Annotated in this window: 22 protein-coding genes; 10 read left to right on the forward strand and 12 right to left on the reverse strand. The window is 66.3% G+C overall.

Annotation, left to right across the window (positions count from 1 at the left end):
• Positions 1–231: acetyl-CoA hydrolase/transferase C-terminal domain-containing protein (locus tag QE494_RS04105; RefSeq protein ID WP_300041633.1), on the forward strand; the 231-nt coding region annotated here is incomplete at its 5' end.
• Positions 232–235: 4 nt separating this feature from the next.
• On the opposite strand, the gene QE494_RS04110 is transcribed toward QE494_RS04105, so the two are convergent.
• Both QE494_RS04110 and murJ read right to left on the reverse strand, forming a co-directional pair.
• Positions 236–1,087 carry a SirB1 family protein gene (locus tag QE494_RS04110; RefSeq protein ID WP_300041634.1) on the reverse strand — a complete coding sequence of 284 codons (852 nt, stop codon included), beginning with the start codon at positions 1,085–1,087 and terminating at the stop codon, positions 236–238.
• Between the two features lie 37 nt (positions 1,088–1,124).
• Positions 1,125–2,690 (reverse strand): murein biosynthesis integral membrane protein MurJ, encoded by a 1,566-nt coding sequence (gene murJ / locus QE494_RS04115; protein ID WP_300041635.1) that lies wholly within the window; start codon positions 2,688–2,690, stop codon positions 1,125–1,127.
• Positions 2,691–2,827: 137 nt separating this feature from the next.
• Here murJ and rpsT point away from each other — a divergent pair, with 137 nt between their 5' ends.
• The gene (gene rpsT, locus QE494_RS04120) at positions 2,828–3,130 is read left to right on the forward strand and encodes a 30S ribosomal protein S20 (RefSeq protein WP_300041636.1); all 303 of its coding nucleotides are present in this window, start codon (positions 2,828–2,830) and stop codon (positions 3,128–3,130) included.
• Between the two features lie 211 nt (positions 3,131–3,341).
• Here the strand turns inward: rpsT and QE494_RS04125 are convergent, their stop codons facing one another.
• Complete coding sequence (locus QE494_RS04125; RefSeq protein WP_300041654.1) at positions 3,342–3,659, reverse strand: DUF3579 domain-containing protein; 318 nt, start codon at positions 3,657–3,659, stop codon at positions 3,342–3,344.
• Positions 3,660–3,906: 247 nt separating this feature from the next.
• On the opposite strand from QE494_RS04125, the gene QE494_RS04130 reads away from it, so the two are divergent.
• The 3 genes from QE494_RS04130 to QE494_RS04140 are packed head-to-tail and all read left to right on the forward strand — an operon-like array spanning position 3,907 to position 6,470.
• Positions 3,907–5,100: an aspartate aminotransferase family protein gene (locus QE494_RS04130; protein WP_300041637.1), complete on the forward strand. Its 1,194-nt coding sequence runs from the start codon at positions 3,907–3,909 to the stop codon at positions 5,098–5,100.
• Between the two features lie 39 nt (positions 5,101–5,139).
• Positions 5,140–6,084, forward strand: a complete 945-nt coding sequence (gene argF, locus QE494_RS04135; protein WP_300041638.1) for an ornithine carbamoyltransferase — start codon at positions 5,140–5,142, stop codon at positions 6,082–6,084.
• Positions 6,085–6,137: 53 nt separating this feature from the next.
• Positions 6,138–6,470, forward strand: coding sequence for a YkgJ family cysteine cluster protein (locus QE494_RS04140; protein ID WP_300041639.1), 333 nt, complete (start codon positions 6,138–6,140; stop codon positions 6,468–6,470).
• Positions 6,471–6,531: 61 nt separating this feature from the next.
• Here the strand turns inward: QE494_RS04140 and QE494_RS04145 are convergent, their stop codons facing one another.
• From QE494_RS04145 to QE494_RS04165, 5 genes are all read right to left on the reverse strand, one after another.
• Positions 6,532–7,740 carry an FAD-dependent monooxygenase gene (locus QE494_RS04145; protein WP_336619422.1) on the reverse strand — a complete coding sequence of 403 codons (1,209 nt, stop codon included), beginning with the start codon at positions 7,738–7,740 and terminating at the stop codon, positions 6,532–6,534.
• Positions 7,740–10,685, reverse strand: a complete 2,946-nt coding sequence (locus QE494_RS04150) for an aconitate hydratase (RefSeq protein WP_300041640.1) — start codon at positions 10,683–10,685, stop codon at positions 7,740–7,742. Before QE494_RS04150 ends, QE494_RS04145 begins: the two co-directional genes overlap by 1 nt.
• Positions 10,686–10,823: 138 nt before the next feature.
• Complete coding sequence (gene serC / locus QE494_RS04155) at positions 10,824–11,918, reverse strand: 3-phosphoserine/phosphohydroxythreonine transaminase (protein ID WP_300041641.1); 1,095 nt, start codon at positions 11,916–11,918, stop codon at positions 10,824–10,826.
• Between the two features lie 41 nt (positions 11,919–11,959).
• On the reverse strand, positions 11,960–12,967 hold the full coding sequence (gene sbmA / locus QE494_RS04160; RefSeq protein WP_300041643.1) for a peptide antibiotic transporter SbmA: 1,008 nt from the start codon (positions 12,965–12,967) through the stop codon (positions 11,960–11,962).
• A 47-nt stretch (positions 12,968–13,014) separates the two neighbouring features.
• Positions 13,015–13,902 (reverse strand): NAD(P)-dependent oxidoreductase, encoded by an 888-nt coding sequence (locus tag QE494_RS04165; protein ID WP_300041644.1) that lies wholly within the window; start codon positions 13,900–13,902, stop codon positions 13,015–13,017.
• A 110-nt stretch (positions 13,903–14,012) separates the two neighbouring features.
• Between QE494_RS04165 and QE494_RS04170 the strand changes: the two genes are divergently transcribed.
• Genes QE494_RS04170 through QE494_RS04180 form a run of 3 tightly spaced genes read left to right on the forward strand, consistent with a single transcriptional unit; the run spans position 14,013 to position 16,025 of the window.
• A complete protein-coding gene (locus QE494_RS04170; RefSeq protein ID WP_300041645.1) occupies positions 14,013–14,645 on the forward strand; it encodes a LysE family transporter in 633 nt (210 codons plus the stop codon).
• 46 nt (positions 14,646–14,691) lie between these two features.
• Positions 14,692–15,207, forward strand: coding sequence for a hypothetical protein (locus QE494_RS04175; protein ID WP_300041646.1), 516 nt, complete (start codon positions 14,692–14,694; stop codon positions 15,205–15,207).
• Positions 15,204–16,025: a hypothetical protein gene (locus QE494_RS04180; RefSeq protein ID WP_300041647.1), complete on the forward strand. Its 822-nt coding sequence runs from the start codon at positions 15,204–15,206 to the stop codon at positions 16,023–16,025. Before QE494_RS04175 ends, QE494_RS04180 begins: the two co-directional genes overlap by 4 nt.
• A gap of 48 nt (positions 16,026–16,073) precedes the next feature.
• Here QE494_RS04180 and QE494_RS04185 read toward each other — a convergent pair whose 3' ends face one another.
• From QE494_RS04185 to QE494_RS04195, 3 genes are all read right to left on the reverse strand, one after another.
• Entirely contained in the window at positions 16,074–17,054 is a 981-nt protein-coding gene (locus tag QE494_RS04185) for a tripartite tricarboxylate transporter substrate binding protein (RefSeq protein ID WP_300041648.1), read from the reverse strand.
• Between the two features lie 63 nt (positions 17,055–17,117).
• Entirely contained in the window at positions 17,118–17,780 is a 663-nt protein-coding gene (locus tag QE494_RS04190; protein WP_300041649.1) for a flavin reductase family protein, read from the reverse strand.
• Positions 17,781–17,829: 49 nt separating this feature from the next.
• Positions 17,830–18,621, reverse strand: coding sequence for an alpha/beta fold hydrolase (locus tag QE494_RS04195; protein WP_300041650.1), 792 nt, complete (start codon positions 18,619–18,621; stop codon positions 17,830–17,832).
• A 199-nt stretch (positions 18,622–18,820) separates the two neighbouring features.
• Here QE494_RS04195 and QE494_RS04200 point away from each other — a divergent pair, with 199 nt between their 5' ends.
• Both QE494_RS04200 and QE494_RS04205 read left to right on the forward strand, forming a co-directional pair.
• Positions 18,821–20,317 (forward strand): carotenoid oxygenase family protein, encoded by a 1,497-nt coding sequence (locus tag QE494_RS04200; RefSeq protein ID WP_300041651.1) that lies wholly within the window; start codon positions 18,821–18,823, stop codon positions 20,315–20,317.
• A 67-nt stretch (positions 20,318–20,384) separates the two neighbouring features.
• Positions 20,385–20,888 carry a MarR family winged helix-turn-helix transcriptional regulator gene (locus QE494_RS04205; protein WP_300041652.1) on the forward strand — a complete coding sequence of 168 codons (504 nt, stop codon included), beginning with the start codon at positions 20,385–20,387 and terminating at the stop codon, positions 20,886–20,888.
• Positions 20,889–20,941: 53 nt separating this feature from the next.
• On the opposite strand, the gene QE494_RS04210 is transcribed toward QE494_RS04205, so the two are convergent.
• Positions 20,942–21,784 (reverse strand): DMT family transporter (locus QE494_RS04210; RefSeq protein ID WP_300041653.1); only part of this gene is annotated, 843 nt, incomplete at its 5' end.

The raw sequence follows: 21,784 nt of genomic DNA on the forward strand, positions 1-21,784 counted from the left end.
GAGCACGATGTGCAGGTGATCGTGACCGAGCAGGGCCTGGCCGACCTGCGGGGCCTGGCGCCCACCCAGCGGGCGGCCTTGGTCATTGAGCGCTGCGCCCACCCGGCCTACCGGGATCGGCTGCACGACTACCTGGCACGGGCCCGCAAAGAGGGGGGGCAGCACACGCCCCACCTGCTGGGCGAGGCGCTGGGCTGGCACGCCAACTACGTGCGCAGCGGCAAGATGTGAGCCCTCAGTGGCTGGCCCGGCGCAGGTCTGCCAGCCGCTCGGCCACCTCGTCACGGTCCAGGGCATCTTCGGCATGGTCTAGGTAGACCTGCAGGTCTTTGGCAGCCTGTGCAGTCTGCCCCCGCTGCGCGTGCAACAGACCCCGGTCCCGGTACTCGGGCCAGGCGTCCGGCAGGAGCACCAACAAGCGCTCCTGCACCGCCAGCTGGCGATCGACGTCCTGGTCGCTGCGGTGGATTTCCTTGAGGTTGCGCAGCATCCGGGCCAGGATGTCGCGGGGCGATGCCGACTGCAGGTAAAGCCCCAGAGGCACCTCAAATTCACCTACCAGGCCGGAATGGCGCTTGTAGGGTTCGAGCCGTTCTGACAACTCCTCGGCCGAGAGCGAGTGACCGCTGAACGGGTCCATGACCACCTGCCCCTTCGGCAATTGCACCTTGACCATGAAATGGCCCGGAAAGCACACGCCCTGCGCCTTGAGACCCAGCCCCCGGGCCAGCTCCAGCCACACCACCGCCAGCGAGATCTGGATACCGCGCCGGGAACGCAGCACCACATGGAGGTAGCTGTTGTCGGGGTCGGTGTAGTCGTTGAAGTTGCCGCCGAAGACCAGATCCTGGAAGAAAAACTGGTTCAGGATTCGGAGACGGTGCAGTTGGGAGGCGTCGGCCGGGAGGCGGCGACGGACCCGCTCGAGCAGGGCGTCCGCCTCGATCAGCACTTGCTGCACATCGAGCTCGGGGTATTCGTCCTGGGCCAGGCTCGCCGCGGCTTCGAGCAGGGGAATGTCGTCGTTTCCGGCAACCAGGGCGCGGAAGTAATTCAGCGGGCTCGGCGCCTCAAATTGCAAGGGCATGCGGCCTTTTTAGCCGCCGGCTCGGGGTGCCGTCAAGTCAGCGGCGCACGATCGCGCGAATGTCCATGCCGGCCAGGCGCAGGGTCGCGAAGTACGAGAAGACGGCCAGGGCCAGAACGCCAGCCAGCCAGAGCAGCCGCTGGCCAGGGTCGCTGCGCAGGGCCACCCAGTCGGCCTGCTGGCCGCACCAGAACAGCACCATCCCCATCAGGGCGGTAGCGAGCAACACCTGCGCCAGCAGCCGGCCCCAGCCGGCCGAGGGCCGCCAGCTGCCGCGGCGCAACAGGCCGATCAGCAGCCAGCCGGCGTTGACCATGGCACCCAGGCCAATCGACAGGGCCAGGCCGGCATGGGCGAGCCAGGGCACCAGGGCCAGGTTCATCAGCTGGGTCAGCACGAGCACCACGATGGCAATGCGCACGGGCGTGCGGATATCCTGGTTGGCGTAGTAGCCCGGCGCCAGCACCTTGACTGCCACCAGCCCCAGCAGGCCCACACCGTAGCCGGCCAGCGCCAGCGAGACCTGGGCCACGTCGCGGTCGGTGAAGGCCCCGTAGTGAAACAAGGTGGCCACCAGCGGCTGCGCAAACACCAGCAGGGCGACCGAGCAGGGCAGCGCCAGCAGCACCACCAGGCGCAGGCCCCAATCGAGCATGCCGGAATAGCGCTCAGTGTCCTGGGCCGCGTGGGCGGCGGCCAGTTGCGGCATGAGCACCACCCCCAGGGCCACGCCCAGCAGCGCGGTGGGGAACTCCATCAACCGGTCGGCATAACTGAGCCAGGTGACGCTGCCGGCCGGCAACCAGGAGGCGATCTGGGTGTTGATCATGAGCGAGATCTGGGCCACCCCCACCCCCAGCAGGGCCGGGGCCATCATCCGGGCCACCTGCCGGGTACCCGGCTCGCGCCAGGCGGCGCGCAGGCGGCCCAGGCCCAGGCCGATCCGGGGCAGGTAGCCGGTGCGCCGCAGCACCGGCACTTGCACAGCCAGCTGCAACAAGCCACCGACCATCACGCCCGCGGCCACCGCGTAGATGGGCTCGAACCCCCAGCGCTCGAAGGCCGGCGCCCCGAGCCAGGCGGCGGCGATCATGCAGACATTGAGCAGCACCGGGGTGGCGGCCGGCACGGCGTAGCGCTTCCAGGTATTGAGAATGCCGGCGGCCAAGGCCACCATGGACATGAAGCCGATGTAGGGGAACATCCAGCGGGTCATGAAAACCGCGGCCTCCATCGACTGCGGGTCTTTCTGGAAGCCGCTGGCCAGGAGCCACACCAGCACGGGTGCACCGGCCACGCCCAGGACGCAGGTGAACACCAGGGCCCAGGCCAGTACCGTGGCCACGCTGTCGATCAGGGCGTGGGTGGCGGCCTCGCCGTCGCGCTCCTTGACATGGGCCAAGGCCGGCACAAAGGCCTGACTGAAGGCGCCCTCGGCAAAGAGGCGCCGAAACAGATTGGGGATGCGGAAGGCGACGTTGAAGGCGTCGGTCAGCCCCGAAGCGCCGAAGGTGGACGCCATGAGCAGGTCGCGCACCAAGCCGGTGACTCGGGAGGCCAGGGTCAGCAGCGAGACGGTGGAGGCGGCTTTGAGAAGGCTCACGGCCCAAGTTTAGGGCCTGGCGCGGCCCTGCCGGAGGCCTCCGGCCCCCTGGGCCGCCCCCGGTCGGGGCCCACTGGACCATCGGCTACACTAGAGGGCTTTGCTGGCATCATCCTCAAACCCAAAGGATCAAAACCATGGCTTCAGCCAAACCCAAGAAAAAGAACCCGCGCCTGGCGTCGGGCCGTAAGCGCGTCCGCCAAGACGTCAAACTCAACGCCGCGAACACCTCGCTGCGCTCCAAGTACCGCACCGCGGTCAAGAACGTCGAGAAGGCGGTTGTCGCTGGCGACAAGGCCAAGGCGACCGAGTTGTTTGCCAAGGCCCAGTCCGTGCTGGACTCGGTGGCCGACAAGCAGATCTTCCACAAGAACAAGGCAGCGCGCGACAAGAGCCGCCTGTCCGCCAAGGTCAAGGCCCTGACCGCGGCCGCGGCTTAATCGCCGCAATCAGCAACCCCGCACGGGGCAGGCACACTCCGAAAGAGACGCCCGCCCTGCCGTTTGAAACGGGTGCGCTGCCATCAAAGAGAGAAACCGCCTTCGGGCGGTTTTTTCTTGGGCGCGATCGCCGCAAAGATTGGCCCGATGACCGACGTCACGAACGCCGTGACCCCAGAGGCCATGGCCATGCGCACCATGACGATGGTTCTTACTTTCGAGGCGCCTCTGGAATCAGGCAAGCCTCGCCCACCTGCAGGTCGTTGTCGCGGGCGAAGTTCATCACGAAGTCCCAGGCCATGGGTTCGTAGTCACGCAGTTCGAAATTGACCACCACGCACTTGGTGCCGCCGATGACGGTGGGAACGCACCAAGGGGAATAACTCAGGTGGCTGCCCGGCTGTACCCCGCCAGGGCGAAATTGGCTCATCACCCCTGCCAGGCGCTCGGCCCAGTCGCTCGGACGAAAAGTCTTTCCCTGGCTGGTAATGCCCTGAATGAAGACCTCTTTGGGGTTGTTGGAGACCATGAATGCAGTCGCGTAATGAGCGGGGTAACGCCTGACGGGAGAGGGAGCGGCCAGCATGGGGATCACTCATGCGGCAGTGCACAACTATTGTATCTTATATAAGAGTTGAGGGCCTATGCCGGGCGGCGAGGCGCCGCCAAAATGGTGTCGCGAAACCAGCACTTCATGTGCCTAAAATCGCCACTCCGCGGCTCCATCCCTGGGGCCGTCTTTATTTGCAACGTCCATTCACACTCCGAGGATCCAGATGGCTCTGATCGAGGCCGCGTCGCCGCACGTCATGAACACCTACGGGCGGGTGCCCATCGCCCTGTCGCACGGCCAGGGCCTGCGCGTGTGGGACGTCAACGGCAAACAATACCTGGACGCCTTGGGGGGCATTGCGGTCAATACCCTGGGCCACAACCACGCCAAACTGGTGCCCGCGCTACAAGACCAACTCACCAAGTTGATCCACACCAGCAACTACTACCACATCCCCCTGCAGGAGCAGCTCGCCGCCAAGCTGGTCGGGCTCTCAGGCATGACCAATGCCTTTTTCTGCAACTCGGGCCTGGAGGCCAACGAGGCCGCCATCAAGCTGGCGCGCAAATTCGGCCATGACAAAGGCATCGCCCACCCGCAGATCGTCGTCTACGACAACGCCTTCCACGGTCGCAGCCTGGCCACACTCTCGGCCACCGGCAACCCCAAGCACCAGAAGGGCTTCGAGCCTCTGGTTCCAGGGTTCATCCGCGTCCCGCTCAACGACATCGCCGCACTGGAAAAAGCCACCGCTGGCAACCCCAACGTCGTGGCGGTGTTCTTCGAAGCCATCCAGGGCGAGGGCGGGGTCAACCCCTTCCGCGTCGAGTACATGCAGCAACTTCGCAAACTCTGCGATGAGCGCGGCTGGCTGATGATGGTCGACGAGGTGCAGTGCGGCATGGGCCACACCGGGAAGTGGTTCGCCCACCAGTGGGCTGGCATCGGGCCCGTCGTGTTGCCCCGGGCCTTGGGCCTGGGCTGTGGCGTGCCGTTTGGCGGGGTGCGGGCCGGCCCGCGCGCGGCGGCCATTTTTCAACCGGGCAACCACGGCACCACCTTCGGCGGCAACCCGCTGGCCATGCGCGCCGGTGTGGAAACCATCCGCATCATGGAGGAGGACGGCCTGCTGGAAAACGCGGCCGGGGTCGGTGCGCACCTCAAGGGCGCGCTCGAAACCGCTCTCAAGGGCGTGGCCGGCGTGAAGGATATCCGCGGTCAGGGCCTGATGCTGGGCGTGGAATTGACCAAGCCCTGCGGCGACCTGGTGCTGCGCGCAGCGGCTGCCGGCCTGCTGCTGTCGGTCACCGCCGACACGGTGGTGCGCCTGGTGCCGTCCCTCATCCTCACCGAGGCCGAGGCCGACGAGATCGTGACCATCTTGGTGCCGCTCATCACCGCCTTCCTGGCCGAATAAGCCAGACAGCGAACCAGCGAACACGCAAAGCGAGCCCCTATGGCCATCCGCCACTACCTGCAGTTCTCCGATTTCACTGCCGAGGAGTACGCCTGGCTCTTTGAGCGCGCCGCCATCATCAAGCGCAAGTTCAAGGCCTACGAAAAGTACCAGCCGCTGACCGACCGCACGCTGGCCATGATTTTCGAAAAGGCATCGACCCGTACCCGGGTGAGCTTTGAGGCGGGCATGTACCAGATGGGCGGCTCGGTGGTGCATCTGACCACCGGCGACAGCCAGCTCGGACGCTCCGAGCCGATCGAAGACTCGGCCCGCGTCATCAGCCGCATGGTCGATCTGGTGATGATCCGCACCTTCGGCCAGGACAAGATCGAGCGCTTCGCGTCGCACTCGCGGGTACCGGTCATCAACGGGTTAACCAACGAATTTCACCCCTGCCAGATCCTGGCCGACCTGTTCACCTACATGGAGCACCGCTGCCTGGACGGACAGGGCCGCCCGAGTCTGGACCGCCTGCGCGGCAAGGTGGTGGCATGGGTGGGCGACGGCAACAACATGGCCAACACCTGGCTGCAGGCCGCCGACCTGCTCGGGTTCACCGTGCACGTGAGCACACCCAGCGGCTACGAAGTGGACCAGGGCGTCGCAGGTGTGCGCAGCAGCGAGAGCTATCGGGTGTTCCAAGACCCCCGTGAGGCCTGCGTAGGCGCCGACCTCGTCACCACCGACGTCTGGACCAGCATGGGCTACGAGGCCGAGAACGAGGCCCGCCGCAAGGCCTTCGCCGACTGGAGCGTCACGCCGGACTTGATGTCCCTGGCCAAGCCCGACGCGCTCTTCATGCACTGCCTGCCGGCCCACCGGGGCGAGGAAGTCGATGCAGAGGTCATCGACGGCCCGCAGTCCGTCGTTTGGGATGAGGCGGAGAATAGGATGCATGTCCAGAAGGCGCTGATGGAATTCCTGCTGCTCGGCAAAGTCTGAGCCTCGCAGGCGAGACAGCCCCCCCCAATCCGCCCACCGCGCCCTCCAACGCCATGGCTGGCACCGACTCCCAGCACCCCTGCCTCTCCTGCGGCGCCTGCTGCGCCAGCTTCCGGGTCGACTTCTCCGTCCACGAACTCGATGAGCAGGGAGGCCGTGTTCCCTCGGGCCTCGCGGCTGAAGTCACCGAGCACACCTGCCGTATGCGCGGCACCGACCATGCCTCGCCCCGTTGCGCCGCCCTCACTGGCCAGGTGCGCGGGAAGGTGGCCTGCGGCATCTATGAATGGCGGCCCTCCCCGTGCCGGGAGTTTGCCGAAGGCAGCGACGCCTGCCAGCGGGCGCGGGCCCGGCACGGGCTGGCACCGTTGGAATCCGCCTTTTGAGTCGGCCGCAGGACCTCACCCGCGGCGCTTGACGGGACCATCGGTCCGATTCGCGCGAGGCTCAGCCGCCGTACAACCAAGGCAGGTCCATGATGCGCGCCCCAAGACTCCGCAGGGCCAGGTCGCGGCCCAGACGCAGGGGACCGCTGGCATGGAAGATGGTGCCATTGCGCAGCGACCGGCGCTGCACACGGGCCACGCGCTGCCAACGCGCCAGGGCATAGTTTTGCAAGGCCTGGGGAACGTCGGCGATACGCGCGCTGACCAGGGCCAGCGATCGCCCGAGTTCATCCGCATCTTCCAGCGCCATCGCCGCGCCCTGCGCGAGGTAAGGCCGCATCGGGTGCGCCGCATCCCCGAGCAGGGCCACGCAGCCGCGCGCCATCTGCTGTGGGCCGGCCACCGGTGGCCGGTCATGCAGCACCCACAAGCCCCAGGCGGGCACCGCCTGCAGCAACTCGCGCAAGGGGCCACCCACCGAGCCGGTGGCCGCCATCAGGCGAGCGCTGGTGCCTGGCAGGTCCCAGCCCTGGGCGTGACCGTCGATAGTCTGTTCGACCACGCACACCACATTGAGCGCCCGTCCTCCCCGCACCGGATAGCTCACCGCGTGGAGGTGGGGCCCCAGCCAGGCGGTGACTTCACGGGCCAGGTGGACGCCGCCGGGGACCTGGTCATCCAAAGGCACCAGCCCCCGGTAGGCCACATGGTTCGAGGGCTGGGGCAGCCCGTCCCCCAGCAGCGACTGACGCAGCGCGCTCCACAGGCCGTCGGCGCCCACCAGGGCATCACCTGCCGGACCGGCCGAGACGGGCTGGGCCGAGGAATCGAGGCGAACCGCCACGCCCGGGGCGCTGTCGCCCTCACCGGCGACCCAGTCCGTCACGCGCCGGCCGGCCTCCAGGGAGACCTCGGCGCCGCGCAGGGACTGCAGCAGTACGCTGTGCAGGTCGGCCCGGGCAATGGTGAGGTAAGGCGCGCCGTAGCGTGACTCGAAGGCATCGCCCAGCGGCAGGCGGGCCAGTTCGGCGCCGGTGCGCGCGTCGCATGCGACCAGAGCCTCGGGCCTGCAGGCCAGGGTTTGCGCCGCCTCGAGCAGGCCCCAATCCCGTAGCCGCCGTGTGACGTTAGGACCCATCTGCAGGCCCGCACCCACCTCGGAGAAAACCGGTGCCTGCTCCAGCAAACGGGCCTGCCAGCCGGCGCGCGCCGCGGCCAGGGCTGCGGCCAGCCCGCCGATGCCGCCGCCTACGACCAGCAGTTGGCGCATCAGGCACTGCCCTCAGTAGCAGGGGAGGTACCCGATGCCGATGCCGATGCAGATACGGGGCCAGGCGCGAGCAGCCCCCGCAGCACGTAGGGCAGGATACCGCCGTGGCGGTAGTAGGCCGCCTCGATAGGCGTGTCGATGCGAAGCGTGAGGCCCAGCGCCTGGCGGGTGCCGTCGGCGCGGGTGATAGCCATGGTAGCTTCGCTCTGGGGTCGCAGGTTCGGGTCGGGCACGAGGTCAATCATCTCCGATCCGTCCAGGCCCAGGTTTTGCCAGCTGTCACCCGCGTGAAACTGCAGCGGCAGCACGCCCATGCCCACCAAGTTGCTGCGGTGAATGCGCTCGAAGCTGCGGGCCACCACCGCTCGGACGCCCAGAAGCCGTGTGCCCTTGGCAGCCCAGTCACGTGAGGAGCCGGTGCCGTACTCCTCGCCGGCAAAGATCACTGTGGGCCGGCTCTGCGCCTGGTAGCGCATGGCCGCATCGAAGATGGGGAGCTTTTCCACCGCGCCATCCGGGCCCCGCCAGAGCGTGAGTCCGCCCTCCTCCCGGCTCCCATCCAGCAGCGGGGGCAGCAGCAGGTTACGGATGCGGACATTGGCGAAGGTGCCGCGCATCATCACCTCGTGGTTGCCACGGCGCGCGCCATAGCTGTTGAAGTCGGCTTGACGCACACCCTGCGACTGAAGCCACCGGCCGGCCGGCGAGGCCTCCTCGATGCTGCCCGCCGGTGAGATGTGGTCGGTGGTCATGCTGTCGCCCAGCAGGGCCAGGATGTGCGCGCCAGCCACCTGCACGGGTGGCCCAGCGGCGCCCCGGTCAGGTGCAGCCAGCGCGAAGCCCTCGAAGAAGGGAGGCTCGGCAATGTAGCTGCTGGCGGGCCAGTCGTAACGCACGCCGCTCGGGCCCTGGATGTCGGTCCAAAGCAAGCCGGGGTCCGACTGCACCCGCGCGTAGGCGGCTCGGTAGGTGGGCCCGTCCAGGGCGTGATGCATCAGGGCGTCGATCTCTTCGCTGGCGGGCCAGATGTCTCCCAACCAGATCTCCTTGCCGCTGCGGCCCTGACCAACAGGCTCGGTCATCAGGTCACGCAGCATCGTGCCGGCCAGTGCATAGGCCACCACCAGAGGCGGGCTGGCCAGGAAATTGGCTTTGAGGAGCGGGTGAATCCGGGCCTCGAAGTTGCGGTTGCCAGAGAGGACGGCCGCACAGATCAGGTCGTTGCGGGTGATGGCCTGGCTGATCTCGGGTGGCAGGTCCCCGGCATTGCCGATGCAGGTGGTGCAGCCGTAGCCTGCAACGGTAAAACCGAGTTCCTCCAGGTAGGGCAGCAGGCCTGCCCGGGCCAAATACTGGGTGACGACGCGCGAGCCGGGCGCCAACGAGGTCTTCACATGCGGCGCGACCTGCAGGCCGGCTTCCACCGCCTTCTTGGCCAGCAAGCCGGCGGCCAGCATCACCCCGGGGTTGGAGGTGTTGGTGCAACTGGTGATGGCGGCGATGAGGACATCACCATTGCGCAGCGTGAAGTCCGGGGACGACACCGGGCGCTGGTCGCTCACCGACTTGGCAGCCCGCAAGGTGGGCTTGTTGGCTTCCATTTCCTGTTCAATCCGCTCGGCATCGGGTGCGATGACCGGGTTGGCAGGCACGGGCGCCTGGGCTGCAGCGCCGCCAGGACGCACCCGATGGGGAGTGAGCAAGGACGCCGCGGGTCGGCCAAAGCCGCCGGCAGAGACCGGACTGGCGTAGAGGTCAGCGAAGGACCGGGCGACCCGCCCGATCTCGATGCGGTCTTGCGGCCGCTTGGGGCCGGCCAGGCTGGGGGTGACCGTGCCGAGGTCCAGACGCAGCACCTCGGAGTAATCGACCTCACCGGCGGCGGGAATTCCCAGCAGACCCTGGGCCTGGCAGTAGGCCTGCAGGGCGCCCACTTCCTCCGGACTGCGCCCGGTGCCTGCCAGATAGGCCAGCGTCTTGTCGTCGACCGGAAAAAAGCCCATCGTCGCGCCGTACTCGGGCGCCATATTGGCCAGCGTAGCCCGGTCGGGTACCGAAAGGCGGCGCGCACCTTCGCCGCAGAACTCGACGAACTTCCCCACCACATGGGCCTGGCGCAATTGCTCAGTGACGGTGAGCACCAGGTCGGTCGCGGTGCAGCCCTCGCGCAGGCGGCCGGTGAGCTCGACGCCCACCACGTCGGGGGTGAGGAAATGCACGGGCTCACCCAGCATGGCGGCTTCGCCTTCGATGCCACCGACACCCCAGCCCAGCACCCCGAGGCCATTGATCATGGTGGTGTGGCTGTCGGTGCCCACCAGGGTGTCGGGGTAGCACACGCCATCGGCGCGCCGGTGGATGCCGCGGGCCAGGTACTCCAGGTTCACCTGGTGCACGATGCCAAAGCCCGGCGGCACGACACCAAAGGTGGAGAAGGCCTGCATGCCCCATTTGAGAAAGGCGTAGCGCTCACTATTACGCTGAAACTCGAACTTCATGTTCAGGTCGAGCGCGTCACGGGTGCCGTAGTGGTCGACCATCACCGAGTGGTCCACCACCAGATCGACCGGTACCCGGGGCTCAATCAGGCGGGGATCCGCCCCCAGCCGCGCGGCGGCGCTGCGCATCGCCGCCAGGTCGGCCCGCAGGGGCACGCCAGTGAAGTCCTGCAGCACCACCCGGGCCACGGTGAGAGGGATCTCCTCGGTGCGTGGCGCCTGCGCTTGCCACTGCGCCAACTGGCGCACATGGTCCTCGGTGACCTTGATCCCGTCGCAACAGCGCAGGACGGATTCGAGCACGATGCGCAAGGAGACAGGCATGCGCTTCACGCTTGGGAAACGCTTGGCCAGTGCGGGCAGCGAGTAAAGCTGGCCTGCTGGCCCAATGGGCGGACGAAAGCTGCGCAGCGTGTCCGCAAAGGGATGGGGGTGGCCAGTCGTCATCGCAGCCTCCAGGGCAGGGACGTGAGGGCAGGCCATTGTGCGCTGGCCTGTGGCTGCTGTGGCGGTCGGCCCTGTCAGAAGCGCCACCTCCGCCTTTCAGGCAGGTGTGGGGCCCTCCCCCCGCCTGGGCCCGCTCGCTCAGACCTGCGAGGCTTCGAAGTCCTTCATGTAGGCCACCAGGGCCTGCACGCCTTCGATCGGCATGGCGTTGTAGATGGAGGCGCGCATACCCCCCACCGAGCGGTGGCCCTTGAGCTGCACCAGACCGCGCGCCTGGGCACCCGCCAGGAAGGCTTCGTCTTGGCCTGCATCCTTGAGCCAGAAGGGCACGTTCATCTGCGAGCGGGCGTCGCGGGCGATGGGGTTGCTGAAGAAACGGCTGCTGTCCAAGAAGTCATAAAGCAACCTGGCCTTGGCCTCGTTGCGCTCCGCCATGGCCGGCAGACCGCCATGAGCCTGGATCCACTTGAACACCAGGCCGGCGATGTAGATCGCGTAGGTGGCTGGCGTGTTGTACATAGAGCCCGCCTCGGCCTGGATGCGGTAGTTGAAGGCGTCGGGGGTAGCCGGCAGGGCGTGGCCCAGCATGTCGTCGCGGACGATGACCAAGGTGAGGCCAGAGGGGCCGATATTCTTTTGCGCGCCGCCGTAAATGAGGCCAAAGCGCGAGACGTCGAGCGGGCGCGAGAGGATGTCCGAGGACATGTCGGCCACCAGCGGCACACCGCCTGCGTCAGGGACATGGTGGAACTGCACGCCACCGATGGTCTCGTTGGAGCAGTAATGAAAGTAGGCAGCGCCGGCGTCGAGCTTCCACTGCGCGCGCGGCGTGATACCCAGACAGCGGCCGCTTCCGGGAGGCTCGGCACTGTCAGCCACCACGCTCACCTGGCCATAGCGTCCGGCCTCCTTGGCCGACTTGCGCGACCAGTCCCCGGTGATGAGGTAATCAGCCCGGCCGGTGCGGCCGATCAGGTTCATCGGGACGATGGCGTTCTCGCCGATGGCCCCGCCCTGCATGAACAGGACCTTGTAGTTGGCGGGGACACCCAGCAACTCACGCAGCAAGCCCTCGGCCTCGTCGAAGATGCCCATGAACTCTTTGCCTCGATGGCTCATCTCCATCACCGACATGCCGGTGCCCTGCCAGTCGAGCATTTCCTCGGCGGCCTGGCGCAAGACGGTTTCGGGCAGGGCCGCGGGGCCGGGGCTGAAGTTGAAGACGCGTGGCATGGGGCTATTGTCGCAAAGTGCTGCAGGTGCCAGGGACGTTCTCAGGCAGCTCCCGGGGCATCGGCCGCAGGGGCCGGCTGCGCCACGATCTGCCGCTCAAAGGCTCGCAGCCGCTTGTAGACGGAAATCAGTTCGACGATGGTGCCCCATGACAGCACCAGGAACTGAAAGCTCCCCTCGACGCGGTCAAAGGCCCGGGTGATCTGCTGCATCACCCCCAGGGTGATGACACCCGCCACCACGGTGGGCGCCAGGGCGATGAGGGGAATCAGCACCGAGAACTGCAGGTAGGACCACTTGGCCACGTCGAAGTAGAGGTAGTGGAAAAACAGCCGAAAGTAGTTGCGGCGCACATCCCCGAACAGGCGGGCCACGGTGGGCGGGCCGGCGCGGGCCGGATCGTCCTCGCCGTAGACCAGCTCCTTGCGGTAGGCGGCCTCCACACGCTGGTTCTGGAACTCCAGCCCTGGCAGCTTGAAGCCCACCACCGCAAGCAACACGGTGCCACTCATCGCCGAAAGAATGGCCACCCAGACCATGGCGTGCGGTACCGGACCGATCCAGGGCAGCTCGGTGACCTTTTCCGACAGCGTCCACAAGATCGGCAAGAAGGCCGCCAACGTCATCAGCGAGCGCATGAACTCCACGCCCAAGCCCTCCATGATGCGAGCAAAGCGCATGGTGTCCTCTTGCACCCGCTGGGCCGCGCCCTCAATGGACCGCAGCTGCTCCCAATGCGCCATGTAGTGCTCGTTCATCGCCTGGCGCCAGCGGAAGATGAAGTGCTTGATGAAAAACTCCAGCACCACCGCAATGGTCACGTAGAGCATGGCCAGCTCGCCAAAGGTGGTGAGCTGACGCCAGAACTCGGGCAGGCTGGCGCTGCCTGGCTTGCCCAGGGCCTCTTGCACCATGTCGTAGAAGCCGCCGAACCATTCGTTCACCCGCACGTCCAGGCTAACCCGGTACCAGGTGGCGTAAAGAATCAGGATGGAGCCGGCAATGGACCAGGGCCACCAGCGGCGGGAAAGGAAGAAGGGCTTGAACATGCGGGCATGGTAGCGGCCCGCCGCGGCGGAGCCGCTCTCCCAGCCCCTCAGGCGCGCAGGAGTGCGGCCAGTTCGGGCACCAGGGCGCCCTCACGACCCTGGCCCTCGGCGCGTGACAGGCCCAGGACCAGGGTTTCCAAAACTGCGTTGGCCACCGCCCGGTGAGCGCCCGAGCCAGCGGCCATCTGGCCGTAGTAGTCCAGGTCCTTGCGGGCGTTGGCCAAAGAGAACTTGAGTCCCCCGGTATCGCCAGACAGCAAGAAGGGCTTGATCCGGTCCAGAGCGATGCCGCCGCCACCGCCCTTGGCCAACACCTCGACGAAGGCCTCTGGCGTGATGCCGTGCGCGCTGGCGCTGGCCGAGGCCTCGGCCAGCAAGGTGACCATGCCCAGAGAAACGAAGTTGTGCGCCAGCTTCATGCCGTGGCCGGCGCCCACCGGCCCCACATGGGTGATGTTCTCTGCAAAGCAGGCCAACACCGGCCGCGCCACCTCCAGCACCGCAGCCTCGCCGCCCACCAAAAGATTGAGGCGGCCCTCGGCGGCCTCCTTGGGGGTGCGGGTCATCGGTGCGTCGAGAAAGCGCGAGCCCGCGGCCTGCACCGCCGCCGCCATGCGGGCGGTGGAGTCTGGCAGCGAGGTGGAGCAGTCGATCACCAGGCTGCCGGGACGCAGGGTCTCGAGCACGCCGCCCGGACCGGTGAGCACTTCCTCGACCTGGGGCGAGCCGGTGAGAATCAGGATGACGATGTCCGAGCTCGCGGCCAGGGTCCGCCGGTCGGAAAAGCCCTGGGCGCCGGCAGCGCGCAGGTCGTCCACCGGCTGGTTGCCAGGGTGCTCGAAAAAGCCCAGTTTGTGGCCCTTGCGGACCAGGTTGGACGCGATGCCATGGCCCATGAGGCCGATGCCGAAGATGCCAATTTGAGGAGCAGTCATGGCGAGATTGTGGCGGATCGCTCGTGCCCCGGCCGCCCAAGGCGACCCGCCTGTTGACGACCCGGACACTGCCGAGGCCTGCTGGACCCGACCTCGCCAATAATCAGCCCATGGAATTCGCCACCTGGCTTGCCTTCTTCGCCGCCTGCTGGGCCATCAGCATCTCGCCCGGGGCGGGCGCGGTGGCCGCGATGACCGCCGGCCTCAACCATGGCTTTCGCCGCGGCTACGTCACCATCGCCGGCCTGATTCTGGGCATCTGGACGCAGATGGTGGTGGTCGGTGTGGGCCTGGGCGCGCTGGTGGCCACCTCGGCCCTGGCCTTCCAGACCATCAAATGGGTGGGCGTGGCCTATCTGGTCTATCTCGGTGTGCAGCAGTGGCGGGCGCCGGCCAAACCCCTGGCCGATGACGCGCAAGGCGAAGGCCCAGCCTTTCGCCCCTGGGCCGCCATCTGGCGTGGCTGGGCGGTCAATGCGGTCAACCCCAAGGGCACCGTTTTTCTGCTGGCGGTGCTGCCCCAGTTCCTGGACCTCGGCGCGCCGCTGGCCCCCCAGTACCTGGTGATGGCACTGTCGCTCGGATTCACAGACTTCGTGGTGATGGGCGGCTACGCGGGGCTGGCGTCGCAAGTCCTGCGTTCACTGCGCTCAGAGGCGCATGTGCGCGCCACTCAGAGGGTATTTGGCTCCCTGTTCGTGTTGGCGGGCGCCTTCCTCGCCCTGTTCAAGCGCGGAGCCTAAAGGGACACGCGCATGCACAGACGCGGCACACGTCACCTGTGACGCCATGAGCCAAAGCACCTTCCTCGCCATCACACTGCTGCTCTTTGGCGTCTATTTCGCTTGGCTCGCCTGGGCGATGCGCCATCGCACCCGCGTGCTGCAAGGGCGTTGGTGGTTCTTTCTGCGCGCCTTCTTTCCGAACTGGAAGTTCTATCACGCGGTCGGCCGGCCGCCACGACTCCATGTGCGCGGGCAATTGGCCACCGGCTATTGGGCCGATTGGCAGCTGATGTACCCACGCGCGCCACGCCGCCTTTGGCATCTGTTTCACAACGCCCCTGTCAACCTGGCTTTGAACCACCAGAACCTGGTGGACCACCTGGCGGCCGACATCAACGACCTGCCCGAGGGCGGCGACATCGAAGCCTGCGTCACCTACCCCCTGGTGGCGCGGCTGGCCCGCGAGGGCCTGCCCGCCGAAGGTGGGCCCTACCAGGCCTACCAGTTCGAGCTGCGCCTGGCATCGCCACGCGGTGAGCTGTCTGAGCGCATGCTGCAGTCCCCGGTGCTGGCAGCATGACGGCGACCGCGTTCATCCAGGAAGGCATGGCGGCGCTGCACCTCGGCGTCTTCGTGCGTGCCTTCGAGCTGCTCCTGGGCTGGAGCCTGCTTTTGCAGACGCTGGAGCAATGGCGCATCCAGAGCCTGGACCGCGTGAGCGACTGGTCTGTCCAGCGCAAGGAGGTGCCCACGCAGCCCCCCGGCCTCCTGGCAGTCACCGACGCACTCTTTTCACGGCCCGGCCCGTACCTGGGCTTCTTGGCGCTGCGCGGTGCCCTCGCCCTGCTGCTCATGGCCGGCCTGCTGCCGGCCGCGGGCGCGGTGGCGCTTTTTGGCATTGCGACCCTGCTGCTCTTGCGCTGGCGCGGCGCCTTCAACGGCGGCAGCGACTTCATGACGCTGGTCGGATTGACCGGCCTCCTGATCGCGCACGCCTGGGGGGCATGGGCCGGCATGGAGGCGGGCTGGCGCGCGGGGCTCTGGTACGTGGCGCTGCAGTCCATTACCTCCTACTTCGTCTCGGGCTGGGTCAAGTTCTTGCGGCCCGAGTGGCGCAGCGGTGAAGCGTTGCCGATGTTTTTGGACACCGGCGTGTATGGGCCACTCCCGCCAAACAGCGTGTTTCGCCGACCTGCCGTGGCGCGCCTTGCGTCTTGGTCGTTCACCCTCTGGGAGGGCTGCGCGCCGCTGGTACTGCTGGACCTGCGCATCGCCGCCCTCTTCTGCGCGGTGGCGGCAGTATTTCACTTCCTGGTGTTCTGGTTCTTCGGCCTCAACCGCTTTTTCTGGGCCTGGGTAGCGACCTTTCCGGCGCTGATGTATGCCGCCTGGGCCTGAGGGTACCGCTGCGGCACCCCAGTCCCTGGCGCTCGGAGACGCAGGCGCTCAGTCGTTGAGTGTCACGCCACGCGCCTTGCCGACTGCCCGGAGCTTGTCCACTTCGCCTCGAATCTGCGCGGTGAATTCGTCAGGTGGCAGAGCACGTACGGCAAACGTCGCCCGCTCGATTCGCTCGCGCACGTCCGGCTGGTTGGCAGCTGTTCGCAGGGCCTGGGAAAGGCGCGAGGCCACGTCCGGACTGAGGCCTGCCGGTCCGATGAAGGCGACCCAGCCGCCTGCGATGAATTCGCCCAAGCCCTGCTCGCCAGATGTCGGCACCTGGGGCATGAGCGCCGAGCGGCGCTGCGAGGCATAGGCCACAGCGCTGGCACGGCCGGCATCGACGTGACCTTTGACCAGCGAGGGGTTGGACAACAGCACCTGGATATGGCCACCGATCAAGTCTTGAAGGGCCGCTGCCTCTCCCTTGTAGGGAACGTGTACAAGCTGGGTCCGGGTCATGTCCTGAAAGATCTCCATCCACATATGGGTGCTGGTGCCGATGCCAGAGCTTCCGTAACTGAGCTTGCCAGGGTTCTTGCGACCGTAATCAATTAGATCGGCCAGGGTGCGGATTCCGGTGGCGGGGTGCACCACGATGATGAAATTCGCGTCAAAGGCCAGGGTCAGCGGCGTGAAGTCGCGAATCGGGTCGTAAGTCGTGCGCGGGTCCAACGCGGGAATGTTCACCCCGGAAGCCGAAACCATCACCCCGATGGTGTAGCCGTCGGGCGCCGCACGGCGAATGGCCTCGGTGCCGATGCGCGTGCCGCCACCCGGGCGGGCATCTACCACGAGCGTCTGACCCAGCAGCGTGCTGGCTTTCTCGGCAATGGCGCGGACCGCGCCATCTACCGCGCCACCGGCTGCGAAGGGCTCGATCACGGTAATTGGGCGGGCTGGCCAGGCCTGCGCGTGCAGACTGAAGTGAGGGGCTGCGGCCAGCGCGCCCATGGAAGCCAGCAGAGTACGGCGTGAAGTGTTCATGGTGATCTCCTTTGAAATTGATGGACTGGGTGTTTGATTTCCTGAATTCCTGCAGCCTCGGACTCACCGCCCGCCATAAAAGCCGAATTTGCGACGCTCGGCCAGGGCGGGGTTGATCAGTGGAAGCTCGCTCACCTTGTCGACCCAGGTGTAGTCGGCGTATCCCAGGCGGGCAACCGGCTTGATTCGTGCGATGTCGAGCTTTCCATCGGCACCAATCACGGCGTCGTCGATATGCACGCCCACCACCCGGCCAATGACCAGCCAATGCGCGGAAGCGCGGGTATTTCCCGGCAACATCACGACCGAGTGGACTCGGCACTCCAATGACACCGGCGCTTCGAGCAGCCGCGGCGTGCTCACGCAGATCGAGGGCGCGGCGGTGAGACCACAGGCGTCAAGCTCACTGGTCTCCGAGTCGATGATCTGGGAGCTGGCGTTGACATGCTCAATGTGTTCCAGCGTCGCCATGTTGTAGACGAACTCGCCCGTGCGCTCCGCGTGCTCGATGCTGTCCTTGCGCCGCAGGTCCGTGGGGTGGACGCTCCCCGAGAAGCCCACATAGCCCGGCTCGAACCCGAGCAGTGCGAACTGCGAATAGGGTGCCAGGTTCACCCTGCCGTCGGGCTTGAGGGTCGTGATCCAGCCAATGGGGCGCGGCACCACACAGGACTTGAGCGGGTTGAAGAGCAATCCATGATCGCCCGTGTCCGGGTTCCAGAACATTCACTGCTCCCTGTGGTTCGTGAGGACGCGCGGGTCGTCGCACCAACCCTCAGCGCGCCAGAGCGCCCGCCAAGAAGCCTTCGACCACCGCGTGGTACTCGTCTGCCCGCTCGCCCCAACCGTAGTGCCCCACGCCCTTCATTTCATGGAACTGGCCCTGGGCCATCATGCCAGCCATCGTCTTCATGACTGACGCAGGACAGGTGCTGTCAAGCTCGCCAGCAATGCACAAGACAGGCATCTTCAGGCGCGCAGGCACATCGTCCTCCAGATACTGCGCGATCGCCGCGATGGCCTTCTGGAAGGCCTCGCCTTTCATCAGGCGGATGTTGTAGAGGGCGTGGTCAATGGCCGGACTGCTCGCCCCCGGCCCCATCATGGTCTTCAACAAGTCGGGCGCGTAGTCCGATATGGCCTTGCCTTGGGTGAGCGGGGCCACGCGGGTGCGAAGGAAGTCCGCCTGCCACTGGGGCCCGGAATGGTTGAAGGTGTGGGCCGTGGCAGAAAGTACCAGCGCCTCGATCAGGTCGGGGCGCATGTCGGCCACCTTCTGAGCCACCATGCCGCCCATGCTGTGCCCGAGCAGCACGTTACGGGCGCTGCGGGTGGCCTCGATCAGACGGATCGTCATCTCGGCCATCCCGGTCATGGACAGGGCGGCCGGCACCTCCGAGATTCCGTAGCCCGGTGCGTCGCAGGCGACGACACGGTAACCGGCGTGGACGAAACGCTCGATCACGAACCGGAAGTATTCCTTTGAGCCGTAAGCGCCATGGAGCATGAACAGGGTCGTGTCGGACTCGCCGCTCACCGTGTAATCTGGCATTCGGTAGGGACGCATGGAGACTCCTTTTTTGAGAACCAAGCTGGCAGTCTTTGCCAAGCAGTTGCCGCAAGCAATTAAATGACGCCTCCCTGTATCAGAACCGAGTTACCAGCTATTTGAATCGGTGGTTCATCTATTGACATTTTTCAAAGTCGACAATGTAATGAGTAACCCTTGCCTAAAGCAACATGTTCGATTTGAACTAGGAGTCCTGATGCTTGAAGTCGTCAATGAGGTCAAACTGACCATCTCAAAGGACAACGACAACCCCTTCCTGCACGGCCCGTTCCAATCGAACGCGAGGGAGTACACCGCTGACACCAACAGCCTGAAGGTCATCGGCGAGATTCCCCGGGATCTCGCAGGCATGTTCGTGCGCAACCACCACAACCAAGTTCACGAGCCGCTGGGGAACTACCACCCATTTGACGGCGACGGCATGCTCCACGCGATGCGCTTCGAGAATGGCCGCGCCGAGTACCGCAACCGCTTCGTGCGGACCACCGGCTTCTATGCCGAGCAGGGTGCGGGCCGCTCACTTTGGCCCGGCCTCCTCAGCCCTGACCTGGCCGAGCGCCGCGGCTGGGGCGCCATGGGAGCGATGAAGGACAACGCGGGCACCGACGTCAAGTGCCACGCGGGCAAGCTGATCGCCAGCATGTCCCAGGGCAGCGAGCCCTGGCGCCTCGACCCTTTCACGCTCGAGACCCTGGGCGTCGAAAAGAGCTGGGGCCGCAAGGTGCCAGACGGCGTGGCCTCGCACTACAAGGTCGACCCCTTCACCGGCGAGATGATGTTCTTCAATTACCCGGAACATCCGCCGTACATGAACTACGGCGTGGTGGACAAGAATAACCAACTGGTCCACTACGAGCCGATTGAGCTGCCCGGATCGCGCTGGCCGCATGACATGGGAATCACCCAGCACTACACCGTCTTGCACGACCTGCCGCTGTACTTCGACCCCGATTTGCTCCGAAAAGGCCAGCACAAGCTGGTCTTCAACCGGGATCAACCGGCTCGCTTCGGCGTCTTGCCACGCCGCGGCACCAACGCCCAGGTGCGCTGGTTCGAGGCCGCCCCCTGCTATGTGCTGCACATCACCAATTGCTTTGAAGAGGGCGACGAGGTAGTGATGGACGGCTGCATCATGACGGACTACAAGACAGTCCCGGTCAATGCCAGTACCAACCTCTATGAGCGCATTCGCGCCAACCTGGACAAGCACAACAACCCGACGCGCATGCACCGCTGGCGCTTCAACCTGCGCACCGGCCAGACCACCGAGCAGCAGATTGACGACGAGATCACCGAATTTCCGGTCTGCAGCAATGACTACGTCGGCCGCCCTTACCGTTACAGCTACAACGTGTTGTACAAAAAAGGCGACTGGCTGTTCTCGGGCCTGAAACGTTACGACATGAAGTCTGGCAGCACGGCTCGCTATGAATACGGCGGAGGCCGCTACGGCAGCGAGCCCCAGGTGGCCCGCGCCTTGAACGCCAAGGCCGAGGACGACGGCTATGTAATCGCGATGGTGGCCGACATGACTACCGATTCCTCCGAGATCATGATCCTGCGCGCCGACGACATCCAGGCTGGCCCCGTGGCCCGCATCCTGCTGCCCGAGCGAATGGGCATCGGCACCCACGCCTGCTGGGTAGAGGCCGACCGTCTGCACGGCGAAAACCGACTGCCTGTTCTAAATTGAGGCAGTGCCTGACCCGGGGCTTGCCTGTGCAAGGCAAGAGGGGCGGCGTGATGGCAAGATACGAGCGATGAGCACCCGGATCCCTGTCAGCACGATTTTTCTGCGCCTGGGCAAGGCCTACCACGCGGCCACCAACGCCTTCGAACAGGCCACGGGCGTGAGCGCTGCCCGCTGGCGGCTCCTCTATCTGATCTCCTGCCAACCGGGCATCAGCCAGCGCGAGTTGGTGCGGCAGGTCCGGGTGGATCCTGGCTCCATCACCCGCCAGCTCAATTCGCTGCAAACCGACGGACTGGTCGAGCGCCGCGACGACACCGTGGACGCCCGCGCTTTCCGGCTGGTACTGACGCGTCGCGGCCGCCTCGAGGTGGCACGCGTGCTGCGGATCCGGGCCTCGTTTCTGGACACCCTCGTCGAAGGTTTGTCCGAATCCGACCTGCGGGCAACGGCCAAGGCCCTGGACCGCTTCAGTGCCAACCTCGGTGATGACGTGCCCCTCCCGCCCGGGTTGGAGCCAGCCGCCGAAAAGCCTCAGCGTCCGGCTGGGCGCAAGCGCGTGTTCGGCCCCTGAGCGCGGACGATTGCGGCCTACCGTCCCCGGCAGCGACAAACCCAAACGCGTCCCTAACGCCCGTAACGACGGGCACCTGCCACGCAGCCAATCACCGCCAGCGCCGATAGCCCCATCGGCCAGGTCACCTGCTCGCCGAGCACCAGGGACGCCAGCATCATTCCGAGGAAAGGCTGAAGCAGTTGCAACTGGGCGACAGCAGCCACGCCCCCCTGGGCCAGACCCCGGTACCAGAAGATGAAGCCGACCAGCATGCTGAACACCGAGACATAAGCCAAGCCCGCCCAGGCGGAGGGGCGAACGCTGCCAAATGTCATGGGGAGCGTGGCCCACGCCAGCGGAAGCATCAGCGGCAGCGAGATCACCAGCGACCAAGAGATGACCTGCCAGCCCCCCAGGCGGGGCGTGAGCCGCGCGCCCTCGGCATACCCGAGCCCGCAGACAGCAATGGCCGCCAGCATCAGCAGGTCGCCTGCCAGGGAGCCGGCGGCCCCTTGCGCGAGTGCGTAGGCGCTGACCAGGCCACAACCCAGAACCGAAAAAAGCCAGAATGCCGGGCGCGGACGCTCGCCGCCCCGCAGCACCGAAAAAAGAGCGGTAGAAAGCGGCAGGGCGCCGATGAACACCATGGCCTGTGCCGAGGTGATGTGCGTGAGGGCCCAAGCGGTGAGCAGCGGAAAGCCGACGACGCAGCCCAGGGCCACCAGCACCAAGGGGAGCAGGTCTTCGCGAGCGGGCCGCTGCTGGCGCCCTGCCAGCAGCAAGGCAGCGGCGAGAAGGCCCGCCAGCACTGCCCGGGCGCCGGTCAGGAACAAGGGGTCGAAGTCCGCCACCGCCAGGCGCGTGGCGGGCAGTGACCCACTGAAGATCACCACGCCGGCCAGGCCATTCCACCA

The sequence above is a fragment of the Ramlibacter sp. genome (assembly GCF_029866045.1).
Taxonomy (GTDB): Bacteria; Pseudomonadota; Gammaproteobacteria; order Burkholderiales; family Burkholderiaceae_C; genus Ramlibacter.

What these genes read in the sequence shown, in the direction of transcription:
- QE494_RS04190 (WP_300041649.1), bottom strand. Translation starts at nt 17,780, where the DNA reads ATGTTCTGGAACCCGGACACGGGCGATCATGGATTGCTCTTCAACCCG.
- QE494_RS04195 (WP_300041650.1), bottom strand. Translation starts at nt 18,621, where the DNA reads ATGCGTCCCTACCGAATGCCAGATTACACGGTGAGCGGCGAGTCCGAC.
- QE494_RS04150 (WP_300041640.1), bottom strand. Translation starts at nt 10,685, where the DNA reads ATGACGACTGGCCACCCCCATCCCTTTGCGGACACGCTGCGCAGCTTT.
- rpsT (WP_300041636.1), top strand. Translation starts at nt 2,828, where the DNA reads ATGGCTTCAGCCAAACCCAAGAAAAAGAACCCGCGCCTGGCGTCGGGC.
- QE494_RS04165 (WP_300041644.1), bottom strand. Translation starts at nt 13,902, where the DNA reads ATGACTGCTCCTCAAATTGGCATCTTCGGCATCGGCCTCATGGGCCAT.
- QE494_RS04145 (WP_336619422.1), bottom strand. Translation starts at nt 7,740, where the DNA reads ATGCGCCAACTGCTGGTCGTAGGCGGCGGCATCGGCGGGCTGGCCGCA.
- QE494_RS04140 (WP_300041639.1), top strand. Translation starts at nt 6,138, where the DNA reads ATGGCTGGCACCGACTCCCAGCACCCCTGCCTCTCCTGCGGCGCCTGC.
- argF (WP_300041638.1), top strand. Translation starts at nt 5,140, where the DNA reads ATGGCCATCCGCCACTACCTGCAGTTCTCCGATTTCACTGCCGAGGAG.
- QE494_RS04130 (WP_300041637.1), top strand. Translation starts at nt 3,907, where the DNA reads ATGGCTCTGATCGAGGCCGCGTCGCCGCACGTCATGAACACCTACGGG.
- serC (WP_300041641.1), bottom strand. Translation starts at nt 11,918, where the DNA reads ATGCCACGCGTCTTCAACTTCAGCCCCGGCCCCGCGGCCCTGCCCGAA.
- QE494_RS04110 (WP_300041634.1), bottom strand. Translation starts at nt 1,087, where the DNA reads ATGCCCTTGCAATTTGAGGCGCCGAGCCCGCTGAATTACTTCCGCGCC.
- QE494_RS04200 (WP_300041651.1), top strand. Translation starts at nt 18,821, where the DNA reads ATGCTTGAAGTCGTCAATGAGGTCAAACTGACCATCTCAAAGGACAAC.
- QE494_RS04185 (WP_300041648.1), bottom strand. Translation starts at nt 17,054, where the DNA reads ATGAACACTTCACGCCGTACTCTGCTGGCTTCCATGGGCGCGCTGGCC.
- QE494_RS04180 (WP_300041647.1), top strand. Translation starts at nt 15,204, where the DNA reads ATGACGGCGACCGCGTTCATCCAGGAAGGCATGGCGGCGCTGCACCTC.
- sbmA (WP_300041643.1), bottom strand. Translation starts at nt 12,967, where the DNA reads ATGTTCAAGCCCTTCTTCCTTTCCCGCCGCTGGTGGCCCTGGTCCATT.
- QE494_RS04175 (WP_300041646.1), top strand. Translation starts at nt 14,692, where the DNA reads ATGAGCCAAAGCACCTTCCTCGCCATCACACTGCTGCTCTTTGGCGTC.
- QE494_RS04125 (WP_300041654.1), bottom strand. Translation starts at nt 3,659, where the DNA reads ATGGTCTCCAACAACCCCAAAGAGGTCTTCATTCAGGGCATTACCAGC.
- QE494_RS04205 (WP_300041652.1), top strand. Translation starts at nt 20,385, where the DNA reads ATGAGCACCCGGATCCCTGTCAGCACGATTTTTCTGCGCCTGGGCAAG.
- QE494_RS04170 (WP_300041645.1), top strand. Translation starts at nt 14,013, where the DNA reads ATGGAATTCGCCACCTGGCTTGCCTTCTTCGCCGCCTGCTGGGCCATC.